The 13,317-nt window shown below is 46.1% G+C and carries 11 protein-coding genes; 8 read left to right on the forward strand and 3 right to left on the reverse strand.

The genetic code is table 11. The features are described 5' to 3' along the window. Window positions 1–198 precede the first annotated feature (198 nt). Window positions 199–2,079 carry a DNA topoisomerase IV subunit B gene (parE, locus tag ACWYU8_RS16010; protein ID WP_457520745.1) on the forward strand — a complete coding sequence of 627 codons (1,881 nt, stop codon included), beginning with the start codon at window positions 199–201 and terminating at the stop codon, window positions 2,077–2,079. A 3-nt stretch (window positions 2,080–2,082) separates the two neighbouring features. Beyond that, window positions 2,083–4,368, forward strand: a complete 2,286-nt coding sequence (gene parC, locus ACWYU8_RS16015; RefSeq protein ID WP_457520746.1) for a DNA topoisomerase IV subunit A — start codon at window positions 2,083–2,085, stop codon at window positions 4,366–4,368. 33 nt (window positions 4,369–4,401) lie between these two features. Here the strand turns inward: parC and degS are convergent, their stop codons facing one another. From degS to zapG, 3 genes are all read right to left on the reverse strand, one after another. After that, window positions 4,402–5,466 carry an outer membrane-stress sensor serine endopeptidase DegS gene (gene degS, locus ACWYU8_RS16020; RefSeq protein ID WP_457520747.1) on the reverse strand — a complete coding sequence of 355 codons (1,065 nt, stop codon included), beginning with the start codon at window positions 5,464–5,466 and terminating at the stop codon, window positions 4,402–4,404. A 197-nt stretch (window positions 5,467–5,663) separates the two neighbouring features. Then, entirely contained in the window at window positions 5,664–7,031 is a 1,368-nt protein-coding gene (locus ACWYU8_RS16025; protein WP_457520748.1) for a Do family serine endopeptidase, read from the reverse strand. Window positions 7,032–7,226: 195 nt separating this feature from the next. Continuing rightward, window positions 7,227–7,670, reverse strand: a complete 444-nt coding sequence (gene zapG, locus ACWYU8_RS16030) for a Z-ring associated protein ZapG (protein ID WP_457520749.1) — start codon at window positions 7,668–7,670, stop codon at window positions 7,227–7,229. A 230-nt stretch (window positions 7,671–7,900) separates the two neighbouring features. Here zapG and zapE point away from each other — a divergent pair, with 230 nt between their 5' ends. The 6 genes from zapE (at window position 7,901) to ACWYU8_RS16060 (ending at window position 13,229) form a co-directional block, all read left to right on the forward strand. Beyond that, window positions 7,901–9,004, forward strand: a complete 1,104-nt coding sequence (gene zapE, locus ACWYU8_RS16035) for a cell division protein ZapE (protein ID WP_457520751.1) — start codon at window positions 7,901–7,903, stop codon at window positions 9,002–9,004. 252 nt (window positions 9,005–9,256) lie between these two features. After that, on the forward strand, window positions 9,257–9,685 hold the full coding sequence (rplM, locus tag ACWYU8_RS16040) for a 50S ribosomal protein L13 (protein ID WP_005372872.1): 429 nt from the start codon (window positions 9,257–9,259) through the stop codon (window positions 9,683–9,685). Between the two features lie 15 nt (window positions 9,686–9,700). Next, entirely contained in the window at window positions 9,701–10,093 is a 393-nt protein-coding gene (gene rpsI, locus ACWYU8_RS16045) for a 30S ribosomal protein S9 (protein WP_005458217.1), read from the forward strand. A 546-nt stretch (window positions 10,094–10,639) separates the two neighbouring features. Beyond that, window positions 10,640–11,230: a ubiquinol-cytochrome c reductase iron-sulfur subunit gene (gene petA / locus ACWYU8_RS16050; protein WP_444494640.1), complete on the forward strand. Its 591-nt coding sequence runs from the start codon at window positions 10,640–10,642 to the stop codon at window positions 11,228–11,230. Next, on the forward strand, window positions 11,230–12,495 hold the full coding sequence (locus tag ACWYU8_RS16055; protein WP_444494639.1) for a cytochrome b: 1,266 nt from the start codon (window positions 11,230–11,232) through the stop codon (window positions 12,493–12,495). The genes petA and ACWYU8_RS16055 overlap by 1 nt, the downstream gene beginning before the upstream one ends. Further along, on the forward strand, window positions 12,492–13,229 hold the full coding sequence (locus ACWYU8_RS16060) for a cytochrome c1 (protein WP_457520752.1): 738 nt from the start codon (window positions 12,492–12,494) through the stop codon (window positions 13,227–13,229). Before ACWYU8_RS16055 ends, ACWYU8_RS16060 begins: the two co-directional genes overlap by 4 nt. Window positions 13,230–13,317: the final 88 nt, after the last annotated feature.

Below are 13,317 nucleotides of genomic sequence, written 5' to 3' on the forward strand. Positions count from 1 at the left end.
TTCTTGACATAGGCGGTTTGCTTTCCGACTATGCTTTGCCGAAAGATTTTAAGAGTCATGGGCTCTGGCTGCTTTGTTATGTATCAGATTTACAAACACTAAAAGATACAAACAGGGTGGCTTTTTCGTTTTCTGAGCTCGCACATTCTAATCAGCGGTGCTCAGGCAACAAATAAACGTTGAGAACAATTCCGTATTATGACTGAACAATATAATGCTGGGGCCATTGAAGTACTGAATGGCTTAGAGCCAGTACGTCGCCGACCTGGGATGTATACGGATACAGCGCGCCCAAACCACTTGGGCCAAGAGGTTATCGATAACAGTGTCGATGAAGCGCTAGCCGGACATGCCACTAAAGTACAAGTCATCCTACATGCAGACCAATCACTGGAAGTGATCGATGATGGTCGAGGCATGCCTGTAGATATCCATCCAGAAGAGAAAGTCTCCGGTGTTGAACTGATCTTATGTAAGCTTCACGCAGGTGGTAAATTCTCGAATAAAAACTACCAATTCTCTGGTGGTCTTCACGGGGTAGGTATTTCTGTCGTGAACGCGCTTTCTAAGCGTGTAGAAGTTACGGTTCGCCGTGATGGTCAGATCTACGATATTGCTTTTGAGCATGGAGAGAAAGTCTCTGACCTTACTGTAACGGGGACCTGTGGTCGTCGTAATCGTGGTACCAGTGTACATTTTTGGCCAGATACTAAGTACTTTGATTCTGCAAACTTCTCTGTCACTCGTCTGATTAACAACCTGCGTGCCAAAGCGGTACTTTGTCCTGGCTTAGAAATCACTTTTACCGACAAAGTAAATAACCAAGACTACAAGTGGTTCTACGAAGATGGTTTAAAAGACTATCTTGTGGAAGGCGTTAAAGGTTACACCGTTCTGCCAGAAGAACCTTTTACTGGTGAGTTTTCAGCAGAAACCGAAGCTGCAAACTGGGCCGTGATCTGGCAGCCAGAAGGCGGTGAGATGATCACTGAAAGTTACGTGAACCTTATCCCTACCGCTCAGGGTGGTACGCACGTAAACGGCCTGCGCCAAGGTTTGCTAGATGCAATGCGCGAGTTCTGCGAATTCCGCAACTTGCTTCCTCGTGGCGTGAAGTTGACCGGTGATGATGTCTTCGACCGTTGTTCGTATGTTCTGTCAGTGAAGATTCAAGATCCGCAATTTGCCGGCCAGACTAAAGAACGTCTTTCTTCTCGTCAAACGGCGGCGTTCGTATCTGGCGTGGTGAAAGACGCGTTCAGCCTATGGTTAAATGAAAAGCCGCAACTGGCAGAGCAACTGGCTGAAGTTTGTATCGCTAACGCACACCGCCGCATGCGTGCGAGCAAGAAAGTCGTGCGAAAGAAAGTCGCATCAGGTCCGGCATTGCCAGGTAAATTGACCGACTGTTCTGTACAAGATTTAAACCGCACAGAAATCTTCTTTGTCGAGGGTGACTCGGCGGGTGGCTCAGCCAAGCAAGCCCGCGATCGTGAGTTCCAAGCCGTCATGCCGCTTCGAGGTAAGATATTGAATACTTGGGAAGTGTCTGCAGACCAAGTTTTGGCGTCACAAGAAGTACACGATATTTCTGTCGCTCTGGGCATCGACCCTGATAATGATAACCTTGATGGTCTTCGCTACGGTAAGGTTTGTATTCTGGCCGATGCGGACTCGGATGGTCTTCACATCGCGACTCTGTTGTGCGCCCTGTTTACTCGTCACTTCCGTGCACTGGTTGAAGCGGGTCATATCTATGTTGCGATGCCGCCGCTGTATCGAATCGACTGTGGAAAAGAAGTGTTCTACGCACTCGATGACGATGAAAAAGATGGCATTTTAGAGCGCTTGTCGAAGAAGAAAGCCAAAATCAACGTACAGCGATTCAAAGGTCTGGGTGAGATGAACCCACTGCAGTTGCGCGAGACCACCATGGATCCAAACACGCGTCGTCTGGTGCAGCTAACCATTGATGACTCTGCAGCGACCATGGAAATGATGGACATGTTGCTTGGTAAGAAACGAGCAGATGACCGTCGCTCTTGGCTACAAAACAACGGCGACTTGGCAGAGGTTTAACGAATGTCTACAGAAATTACTTACGATGGCGTTGAACAGTTGCCAATGCGCAAGTTCACCGAAGACGCTTATCTGAACTACTCGATGTACGTAATTATGGATCGCGCATTGCCATACATTGGCGATGGGTTAAAGCCGGTTCAACGACGTATCATCTACGCGATGTCGGAGCTTGGTCTTTCGGCATCAGCAAAATACAAAAAATCAGCACGTACCGTGGGTGACGTGTTGGGTAAATACCATCCGCACGGTGACTCTGCATGTTACGAAGCGATGGTATTGATGGCACAGCCATTCTCTTACCGTTATCCACTGGTTGATGGTCAGGGTAACTGGGGTGCGCCAGATGATCCTAAATCCTTCGCGGCGATGCGTTATACCGAAGCGAAACTGTCTAAGTTTGCTGAAGTACTGCTGGGCGAATTAGGTCAGGGCACGGTTGAGTGGCAACCAAACTTTGACGGCACGATGAAAGAGCCGCAAATGTTGCCAGCCCGTTTGCCGCATATCCTGCTAAACGGCGTAACGGGTATCGCAGTTGGTATGGCGACTGATATTCCGCCACACAACGTACGAGAAGTCGCGGATGCAACGATCCATCTGATCGACAATCCGCAAGCGGATCTGCCGGAAGTGATGCAGTTTGTGAAAGGTCCTGACTACCCGACGGAAGCGGAGATCATTTCACCACAAGCGGAGATCGAGAAGATTTATCGTAACGGCCGCGGCAGCATTAAAATGCGTGCTGTGTGGCATAAGGAAGGCTCGGAAATCGTCATCACTTCGATTCCACATCAAGTCTCCGGTGCCAAACTGCTTGAGCAGATCGCAAACCAAATGCGCGCGAAGAAGTTGCCAATGGTTGAGGATTTGCGTGATGAATCGGATCATGAGAACCCGACTCGTATCGTCATCGTGCCTCGCTCTAACCGTATTGATTGCGATCTATTGATGAATCACCTGTTTGCATCCACTGATCTTGAACGCAGCTATCGCGTTAACTTGAATATGATTGGTCTGGATAACCGTCCTCAGGTGAAAGGTCTGGTTCAAATCTTATCTGAATGGATTGAGTTCCGTCGCACTACAGTTCGCCGTCGTCTGCAATATCGCTTAGATAAAGTAATGGCTCGACTACACATCTTAGAAGGTTTGTTGATTGCTTACCTGAACCTGGATGAAGTGATTGAGATCATCCGTACTGAAGACGATCCGAAAGCGGTGCTTATGGAACGCTTTGGTATCACGGATATTCAAGCTGATGCGATTCTTGATACCAAACTTCGTCATCTTGCCAAGCTTGAAGAGATGAAGATCCGCGGTGAGCAAGAAGATCTGGAAAAAGAACGTGAGAAACTAGAGCAGCTTTTAGGTTCTGAGCGTCGTCTGAACACATTACTGAAAAAAGAGATCAAAGCGGATGCTGAGAAGTACGGTGATGATCGCCGTTCTCCTTTGGTAGAGCGCTCTGAAGCGAAAGCGCTGACTGAGCGTGATCTGGTACCAAGCGAACCAATTACCGTCGTACTTTCTGAAAAAGGTTGGATTCGTCATGCGAAAGGCCACGATCTAGAGCCTGACAGCTTGAACTACAAGTCTGGCGATAACTACCTGGCGCACGCTCGAGGCAAGAGCAGCCAACCTGCCGTATTCCTTGGCAGCGACGGTAGAAGCTATTCGCTTGAGTCACACTCGTTGCCATCTGCACGTAGTCAGGGTGAGCCGATTACCGGGCGTTTGAACATTACCGTTGGCACAAGCATTCGTCAGGTTATTATGGGCGAAGAAGATCAGCTGTGGCTGGTGGGTTCTGATGCGGGCTATGGTTTTGTGTGTAAAGGTGCGGATTTACTATCTAAGAACCGCAGCGGTAAAGCGCTAGTGACCTTACCGACGAACTCTGAGGTGATGGAACCAAAAGCGATTGAAGACTTAGATTCGGATGAAATCTTAGCGATCACAAACCAGGGGCGTATGTTGTTGTTCCCAATTAAAGACCTGCCGCAATTAGCGAAAGGAAAAGGTAACAAGATCATCAACATTCCTGCCGCGAAAGCGAAAGAACGTGAAGAAGTGTTGTCACATCTTATTGCTCTGCCGCAGGGCGCATCTCTGACTCTGTATGCAGGTAAGCGTAAACTAGGCCTGAAACCAACGGACTTAGATAACTTCCGTGGTGAGCGTGGCCGTCGAGGAAGCTTGCTTCCGAGAGGTTTACAACGAGTGACGCGAATTGATATCGAACTCGGTGAATCAGACAATACTGAACAATCGAGCGATAGCGAATAAAAACAAAAATCCCAGCCGGTGGCTGGGATTTTTTTATGCTTCTTGTTTATCTTCGGCAATGGTGACTTTTAAGGTGATTTCCTTGCCTTGACGAATGATACCTACGTCGACGGTTGTACCTGGACGCAAATCAGTGACAATATCCATCACACTTTGACGCCCCTGAACCTTATTGCCATCGATACTAATAATAATGTCTTGCTTTTCAAATCCTGCCGCACTCGCGGGGCCATTTGGATCGATACCAAGCACAACAATCCCACCAATGTGTTCATTACCCAATAAACGCGCTGTCACGGCATTGATGTCTTGACCATCAATACCGATATAACCGCGAATAACACGTCCGTCAGCGATGATTTTATGCATGATCTTGTTCGCTAGTGGCGCTGGTATCGCGAACGAAATACCATAGGTTTCTAAATCGGTCGCTTGCTGGAAAGAGGCGGTATTAATGCCGACCAACTCACCTTGAGTGTTCACCAGTGCGCCACCTGAGTTGCCTTCGTTGATTGCAGCATCCGTTTGAATAAACGCCTGGCGTCCATCACTGATAGAAGATCGTCCCGTCGCGGAGATAATGCCAAAGGTAGTGGTTTGTCCCAGGTTATATGGGTTGCCAATGGCAAGCACCACGTCTCCTACCTGAGGCTTGTATTCGGAGTTGAGTGGAATGACTGGCAGATTCGAGCCGTCCACGCGCAGAACCGCAATATCAGTACGTTTGTCTGTACCGACAAGCTGAGCGGCGGCTGCCCGGCCGTCCTGCAGTGCTACTACGATTTGATCGGCCTGTGCCACAACATGGTAGTTAGTAATGATGTAGCCTTTTTCGCTGACGATGACACCTGAGCCCAAGCCTTGTGTAGAAAGCTTACTGCGATCATTTTCAACGTACTTACGACTGTAAATATTCACCACGGCAGGGGCTGCTCTTCTTACGGCCTGATTAAAAGAGATCTCAAGTGACGCGATGTTATCCGGTTCGGGATCAAGTGCAGCTGGAATGACATTGTGACGTAGTGATGGAACGGCCAGTAGAACAACAGCGGCGGTTGCTAAGCCTAAAAAGACAGAACGTAATAAAAAGCTGAGCATATCCTCTCCATGCATGAACGCCAAAATGGCATAGAAAGTTGAAGAATAGCATTACATTGATAAATAACAAAAGGGCAGCACGTGATCATGCTGCCCTTTTAATGGCCTGATTAAACGTTAGTCAAAGTATTCGAGCTTTATCACCCGATTTCGTGAACGCACAGAACGAATACTTCCTCATTTTTAAACCAATGATACTAACGAATGACCAGGTAAATAGTACGCTCACCGCGTTGGATGTTGAGAGCCAGGACACCTTTGTGTTTCTCTACAATGGCACGCAGTTCAGCGATATTTTTTACTCGCTGACGGTTGACACCAATAATGATGTCACCCTCTTGCAACTGGTATTGAGCCGCTGCTGAGTTTTCAACGACGCTCGTGACTTTCACGCCTTGTACCGAATCGTTTGGAGTTGTGTTACTCAACTCAGCGCCTTTAAGACCTTCATGTAGCGTTTCTGCTTTTGCTTTCACGTTGGTAGATTCGCCCAGCGTCACATCAAAGGTTTGGTCTTTACCGTCTCGAATTACGCCCAGAGAAATCTTCTTACCAGCCCCGAGAGTGGCGACTTTGGCGCGCAATTCCGAGAACGTACTGATAGGTTTACCATTCACTGAAACAATGATGTCACCTGCTTTTAAGCCAGCCTTGTCAGCGGCACTATCCGGAACTACCTGTCCAATGAAGGCACCTTTACTCGCCTCATAGCCTAGTGCTTCCGCCAGTTCAGATGTCACTTCTCCGCCCTGAACGCCTAGCATGCCACGTTTGACTTCACCAAATTCTAAAATCTGTTCGGTGAGGTTTTTCATCATGTTAGATGGAATCGCAAAGCCAATCCCGACGTTGCCGCCATTTGGGCCCAAAATCGCGGTGTTGATACCAATCAGCTCGCCATTTAGGTTGACCAGCGCGCCACCTGAGTTACCGCTGTTGATAGCCGCATCGGTTTGAATGAAGTTTTCAAAGTTTTCGACATTCAGGCCGCTTCGGCCAAGCGCAGAAACGATACCGGAAGTGACGGTTTGACCCAGCCCGAACGGGTTACCAATCGCAACCGTAAAGTCACCAACACGCAGCTTATCTGAGTCGGCAATTTTAATTTGAGTCAGGTTCTTCGCTTTTTCTAATTTAAGTAGTGCGACATCCGCCATTTCATCGCCACCGATGAGCTCGGCGTCATATTCGCGGCCATCGTATAAACGTACTCGAATCTCATCCGCCCCTTTTATTACGTGATAATTCGTTACGATATGGCCTTTACCAGCATCAACGATGACACCAGAACCTAAGCCACGGAACGGACGTTCTCGTTTTTGCTCCATAGGGAAATCTGGGCCGAAGAAAAATTGAAACTGCTCAGGAATGCGGCTTGTCTGCACTTGTTTGCCTTCTACCGCGATGCTGACAACTGCCGGGGTTACTTTTTCCAGCATAGGTGCCAAGCTTGGTAGTTGCTGGCCATCCATGCTGAGTGGCAAGGCTGCTGTAGCCTGTATTGGCGCTAGAATTGAGCTCAGGCTTAAAGATAGAACGGTTAGTGCAAGCAGTGGTTTTTTCATCCAATAACTCCTCTTGAAACATGTCTGCCAAAAAGAAATATCCTAACTATTAGTAATATAGGGATTAGTTGGGATATTCAAAAGGGGACGGCAGTCCACAAGTAAGTTAGAGATGTGCGGTTTTAGAAAAGTTCAAAACAGGTCGATACAAATTTTAATTTTATGTATCGACCTACTGGGAGAGTGAAAGAGGGATTATGATGCTTTAGCTGTTACGACTTCAGGAGCACTAATGATTTCTTTCTCTTTGTCTTTTAACAGGCCAGTTGCGCCATTGGCGTAATCTTTTGGCTGTTCGTTAATGTCAGGCTGATCTTCTTTGATTTGCTCTGACGCCATCGCCGCTCTCTTATCAAACGGATTATCTTGTTCAGGCAGGTTCGGCAGAAGTTCAGAAGAGGTCTTAGCCAAATGCTGATAGAGTTTGGTGTAGTCTTTACCCAAGGTATCGAGCATCTCTGCGGTTTGCGCAAAGTGATCAACCAGCTCTTGACGTTGTTGCTCAAGTTCAAATTTAGCTGATTCAAGTTCTTTTTTGACAGACTTCTGCTTTTTGTATTCAGGGGTGGTTAGTCTGCTAATGACTACGCCTACGATTGTACCGACCAGCAAACCCACAATGGCATGAATCCAAGGCATAACTGCTCCTTATATTTGTTTTAACAAGTCTTTTACTACTTAGTTACACGAGGTGTGCGTCCATGTTACTATGGCTTGCAAAGCCGATAAAGAAAAATAGCAGTATGTCTTCGGGGACTGATAACTAGGGCGTGTTTATTTCTCGCGTTCATTTTCTGCGTGTATTAATGCTCTATTCTGACATTCCCCTGAGGTGATAATTCCCTGTACATCTAATACGACCTAACGCGATGACACCACTAGAACGATATCAAAATGACATAGCAGCACATGGATTCCAGCGTGATGAAGCCCAGCATCAAGCGGTTACTGCTCTAGATAAGCTCTACCATGCTATTGTTGAATTTCAGTCTGCACCGACCCCCCAGTTGTCTAAATGGCAAAAGCTCATGGGTAAAAAAGCGGAGATGCCTCAACCACCAAAAGGTTTGTACTTTTGGGGAGGTGTAGGGCGCGGCAAAACCTATTTAATGGATGCGTTTTTTGATGGATTACCAACAGACAGAAAAATGAGAGTCCATTTTCATCGATTCATGTACCGGGTACACGATGAAATGAAGCGATTAGGCGATGTTGAAAACCCACTATCGAAGGTGGCAGATTTATTCAAAGAAGAAGCAGATGTGGTGTGCTTTGATGAATTTTTTGTCTCTGATATCACAGACGCAATGATTCTCGCGACTTTGTTGCAAGAGATGTTCAAACGTCAGATGGTGCTGGTGGCTACCTCTAACATTGAACCACAAAACTTGTATCGCAATGGCCTGCAAAGAGCTCGCTTCTTGCCTGCCATTGAGATGATTCTGCAACGCTGCGACGTATTGAATGTCGATAGCGGTGTGGATTATCGCTTGAGAACGCTTGAGCAGGCGGAGATCTACCATCATCCACTCGATGAGCAAGCGACGGTTAATCTCAATAAGTACTACCAGCAGTTAACTGGAGAGAGAACGGTTGTGGCGCATCAGATAGAGATTAATCATCGTAAAATCGACGTTATTGAAGCGAGTGATGGTGTATTGCATGCTTCATTTGCTCAGTTATGCCAGACGATGCGTAGTCAGAATGACTATATCGAGCTTTCGCGTATTTATCACACCGTATTACTTGCCGATGTCCAACAGATGAGTGGCAAAATTGATGATGCGGCAAGGCGTTTTATTGCGTTGGTCGATGAGTTTTACGAGCGTCATGTAAAACTGATCATTTCTGCCGAAGTGCCAATGGATAGTTTATATACGCAGGGTCAGTTGGAGTTTGAGTTTAAACGCTGCTTATCCCGCTTGACTGAGATGCAGAGTCATGAGTACCTCGCAAGAGAACATTTAGCCTAAATTGGCGTGTTTCTTAAAATGGCGAAGAAAAAATTAGTGATTTGGCGCAAAAAAAGGTGATTTTTTCTGCGCTCTTCTCTATAATCCTGCGACCCACCGTTACTGCAGACCTGATTATCGAAGTTATTTCGACTAAAGAAGGTCGAGAGTACCAACGACTCGAAGGGGTGATGACTGGGCTCTTAGACAGTGTGGGAGCACCAAGAGGGTGTTCCTTAAAGTTTAAATTTTAATTAACGGGTTATTATTAGCATGAAAACTTTCGTTGCTAAACCAGAAACTGTAAAACGCGACTGGTACGTTGTAGACGCTGAAGGTAAAACTCTTGGCCGTCTAGCAAGTGAAATTGCATCTCGCCTACGTGGCAAACATAAAGCTGAATACACTCCTCACGTTGACACTGGTGATTACATCATCGTTATCAACGCAGAGAAAGTTGCTGTAACTGGTAACAAAGCTAAGAACAAAGTGTACTACCGTCACTCTGAATTCCCAGGTGGTCTAAAATCTATCACTTTTGAAAAGTTGATCGATCGTAAACCTGAGATGGCTCTTGAGCTTGCAGTTAAAGGCATGCTTCCACGTGGTCCTCTAGGCCGTGCTATGTACCGTAAGCTTAAAGTTTACGCAGGCGCTGAGCACAACCATGTTGCTCAACAACCACAAGTACTAGACATCTAATTGGGGATTTCGAAAATGGCAGAGAATCAATACTACGGCACTGGCCGTCGCAAAAGCTCAGCTGCACGTGTTTTTATTAAACCAGGCAGCGGCAACATTGTAGTTAACAAGCGTAGCCTTGATGAATACTTCGGTCGTCCAACTTCTCGCATGGTTGTTAAGCAACCTCTAGAGCTAGTTGAACTAACTGAGAAGCTAGACCTTTACGTAACAGTTAAAGGCGGCGGTATTTCTGGTCAAGCTGGTGCTATCCGTCACGGTATCACTCGCGCGCTTATGGAATACGATGAGTCTCTACGTCCTGCTCTACGTGCAGCTGGTTACGTTACTCGTGACGCTCGTTGCGTTGAACGTAAGAAAGTTGGTCTACGTAAAGCACGTCGTCGTCCACAGTTCTCTAAGCGTTAATTTCCAGTTATCGGAAATTGTGCTTTCCGGATGTATTCTGGAAACTGTGCACCAAAAGCTCGGCTATATGCCGAGCTTTTTGTTTTTATTCAGCAGTAAAACAAAATTTCTATTTCGAAATTACCCCACCGTTTTCTTCCGCTATTTCTCTCTCATATATTCTCAGAAACATCATGAAGTTTTATCTTAATTTGCGTGCTACAAATTTTTTATTACAGACGTAACCGATTTTTCATATTTTTAAAATATTTTTCGACCTAATTAGCTGAAAACAACCGATATAAAAGGCACAGAGCGCGTTAAGTCACATCTCTTCCTTCTGCTTTCTTGTTACAAATCACATCAAACTTTTATAATTTTACTGCTTTTGTGACGACACGAGCGATTCGCCTCACAAATGTTACAAAAAGGTAGCTTTATCTTGTCAAAAAGTAGGGTTTTCTTTATCATTTCTCCCTATTAATAGAACAAAATTCATTATGTGTTAGCCATGCTCTTATAAGCGGAATAATAACGATCCAAGGGAGCAAATGGGAGAATGTTTGGATGAGCAACGCGCCTTTAAATAACGGTCGCAGGCGTTTTCTAACCGCTACAACGGCAGTTGTTGGCGGATTAGGGGCAGCTGCCGTCGCCGTTCCTTTTATAAAATCATGGAATCCGAGTGCCAAAGCAAAAGCTGCGGGTGCACCGGTGGAAGTGGATATCAGTAAAATCGAGCCGGGCCAATTGGTTCGCGTTGAGTGGCAGGGTAAACCTGTATGGATAGTACGCCGCACTCAACAAGTGTTAGATAATCTGAAAACTATCGGAGATAAGCTTCGCGACCCTCAATCTGAAATGGAGCAGCAACCTGCTTATGCTCAGAATGAGTACCGCTCAATTAAACCTGAGTATTTTGTCGCTGTTGGTTTTTGTACTCACTTGGGATGTTCACCTAGTTATCTGCCGGACTCTTTCTCAGAGCAAGTTCAGGGTGTTAAATCTGGCTTCTTCTGTCCATGTCACGGTTCTAAGTTTGATATGGCTGGTCGAGTGTTCCAGGGTGTTCCTGCACCGTTGAACCTTGTGATTCCTAAGCACATGTATTTGAGTGACACGAAGCTCATTGTCGGTGTTGATGAGGGGGATGCATAATGCAAGCAATGTTAGACTGGGTAGAAAAACGTATTCCAGCCATGAATGCTTATAAAAAGCATTTATCTGAATACCCAATGCCGAAGAACTTCAACTTTTGGTACCTTTTTGGTTCTCTGGCTATGTTGGTTCTTGTTAACCAAATCCTTACAGGCATTTGGCTAACGATGAACTACGTTCCTTCTGGTGAAGGTGCGTTTGCGTCTATCGAATACATCATGCGTGATGTTGAATACGGTTGGTTGTTGCGCTACATGCACTCTACCGGCGCTTCAGCATTTTTCGTGGTTGTGTACCTGCACATGTTCCGTGGTCTGATCTACGGTTCTTACCAAAAGCCTCGTGAACTATTGTGGATCTTCGGTATGTTGATCTTCCTGGTTCTTATGGCAGAAGCGTTCATGGGTTACCTACTACCATGGGGTCAGATGTCATACTGGGGTGCACAGGTAATCATTTCATTGTTTGGTGCGATTCCTGTTATCGGTGACGATTTAACACTTTGGATCCGTGGTGACTACATCATCTCTGGTGCAACGTTGAACCGTTTCTTCGCACTTCACGTTATCGCGCTACCTATCGTACTGCTTCTGCTGATCGTTCTTCACGTATTGGCACTGCACGAGGTTGGTTCAAACAACCCAGACGGTATCGAGACTAAGCTGCCTAAAGGCACGATGGGCGATGATTACAAAACGCAGTTCAAGTTCCACGATTACTACTCGAAGAAATATGACATCATCGATTCTATTCCGTTCCACCCATACGGTACGGTAAAAGATTTGGTTGGTGTTGCTGGTTTCTTGTTCCTGTTCTGTTACGTGTTGTTCTTCAACCCAGAAATGGGTGGTTACTTCTTAGAGCCGCCTAACTTTGAAGCAGCGAACCCACTGAAAACACCTGCGCACATCGCTCCTGTGTGGTACTTCACACCGTTCTATGCAATCTTGCGTGCAGTTCCGGACAAGCTGTTGGGTGTTATCCTTATGGGTGCATCGATTGCAGTACTGTTTGTTCTACCTTGGTTGGATCGTTGTAAAGTACGTTCTTACCGTTACCGTAGCAAACTTCATCTGTTGAATATTATCCAATTCACTATTAGCTTCATTGCGCTAGGTATTTTGGGTGCGCTGCCTGCCACACCAACATACACGCTACTAGCACAGATCTTTAGTTTGGGTTACTTCATGTTCTTCGTACTGCTGTTCTTCTACAGCAAAAATGAAGCAACCAAACCATTACCAGAGAGGGTAACATTCAAATGAAGAAGTGGATTGTAATTCTATTTGCTATGTTGCCATCTCTAGCGATGGCAGCGGGTGCCAATGTGCATCTTGATAAAGCGCACGTAGACCTGACGGATAAAGCTTCGCTGCAAAACGGCGCAAAGCTATTCATGAACTACTGTTTTGGTTGTCACTCAACGCAATATCAGCGTTATGAGCGTGTCGCAACCGATTTGGAAATTCCAACGGACTTAATGAAAGAGAACTTGATTTTCAACCCAGAGGCGAAAATCGGTGATCTGATGGTTAACTCTATGCCACCTAAACAAGCGGCAAACTGGTTTGGTGCTCCACCACCAGATTTGACGTTAGTTGCTCGAGTTCGCGGTGCTGACTGGATTTACACTTACTTGCGTTCTTTCTATGTGGATCCATCTCGTCCGTTTGGTGTGAACAACATTGTTTTCCCAAGTGTTGGTATGCCACACGTTCTGGAAGAACTACAAGGTATTCCTACGCCAGTTTACGATACTCATGTCGTTGATGGCGAAGAAGTAAAAGTTGTTGTTGGTACTGAAACGAACGGTACTGGTGAGCTCAGCACTGGCGAATACGACAAAGCGGTTGGCGATTTGGTTAACTTCCTGGTTTACTCCGGTGACCCAGTGCAGCTAGAACGCCACTCTATTGGCTGGTGGGTGATGGGCTTCTTAGTCATTCTTACCATCATTGTTGTGTTGCTGAAGAAAGAGTATTGGCGTGATGTGCATTAATTGTGCTAAAATGTCATGCTAATTCCCAATTTTAATTGATGTACAATGGAGGCTTAGCCTCCATTGTTTTTATTTGTAAGTGTACTGG

It is taken from the genome of Vibrio limimangrovi (assembly GCF_054064025.1).

What these genes read in the sequence shown, in the direction of transcription:
- zapE (WP_457520751.1), top strand. Translation starts at nt 7,901, where the DNA reads ATGACACCACTAGAACGATATCAAAATGACATAGCAGCACATGGATTC.
- degS (WP_457520747.1), bottom strand. Translation starts at nt 5,466, where the DNA reads ATGCTCAGCTTTTTATTACGTTCTGTCTTTTTAGGCTTAGCAACCGCC.
- rpsI (WP_005458217.1), top strand. Translation starts at nt 9,701, where the DNA reads ATGGCAGAGAATCAATACTACGGCACTGGCCGTCGCAAAAGCTCAGCT.
- zapG (WP_457520749.1), bottom strand. Translation starts at nt 7,670, where the DNA reads ATGCCTTGGATTCATGCCATTGTGGGTTTGCTGGTCGGTACAATCGTA.
- parE (WP_457520745.1), top strand. Translation starts at nt 199, where the DNA reads ATGACTGAACAATATAATGCTGGGGCCATTGAAGTACTGAATGGCTTA.
- parC (WP_457520746.1), top strand. Translation starts at nt 2,083, where the DNA reads ATGTCTACAGAAATTACTTACGATGGCGTTGAACAGTTGCCAATGCGC.
- ACWYU8_RS16060 (WP_457520752.1), top strand. Translation starts at nt 12,492, where the DNA reads ATGAAGAAGTGGATTGTAATTCTATTTGCTATGTTGCCATCTCTAGCG.
- ACWYU8_RS16025 (WP_457520748.1), bottom strand. Translation starts at nt 7,031, where the DNA reads ATGAAAAAACCACTGCTTGCACTAACCGTTCTATCTTTAAGCCTGAGC.
- rplM (WP_005372872.1), top strand. Translation starts at nt 9,257, where the DNA reads ATGAAAACTTTCGTTGCTAAACCAGAAACTGTAAAACGCGACTGGTAC.
- petA (WP_444494640.1), top strand. Translation starts at nt 10,640, where the DNA reads ATGAGCAACGCGCCTTTAAATAACGGTCGCAGGCGTTTTCTAACCGCT.
- ACWYU8_RS16055 (WP_444494639.1), top strand. Translation starts at nt 11,230, where the DNA reads ATGCAAGCAATGTTAGACTGGGTAGAAAAACGTATTCCAGCCATGAAT.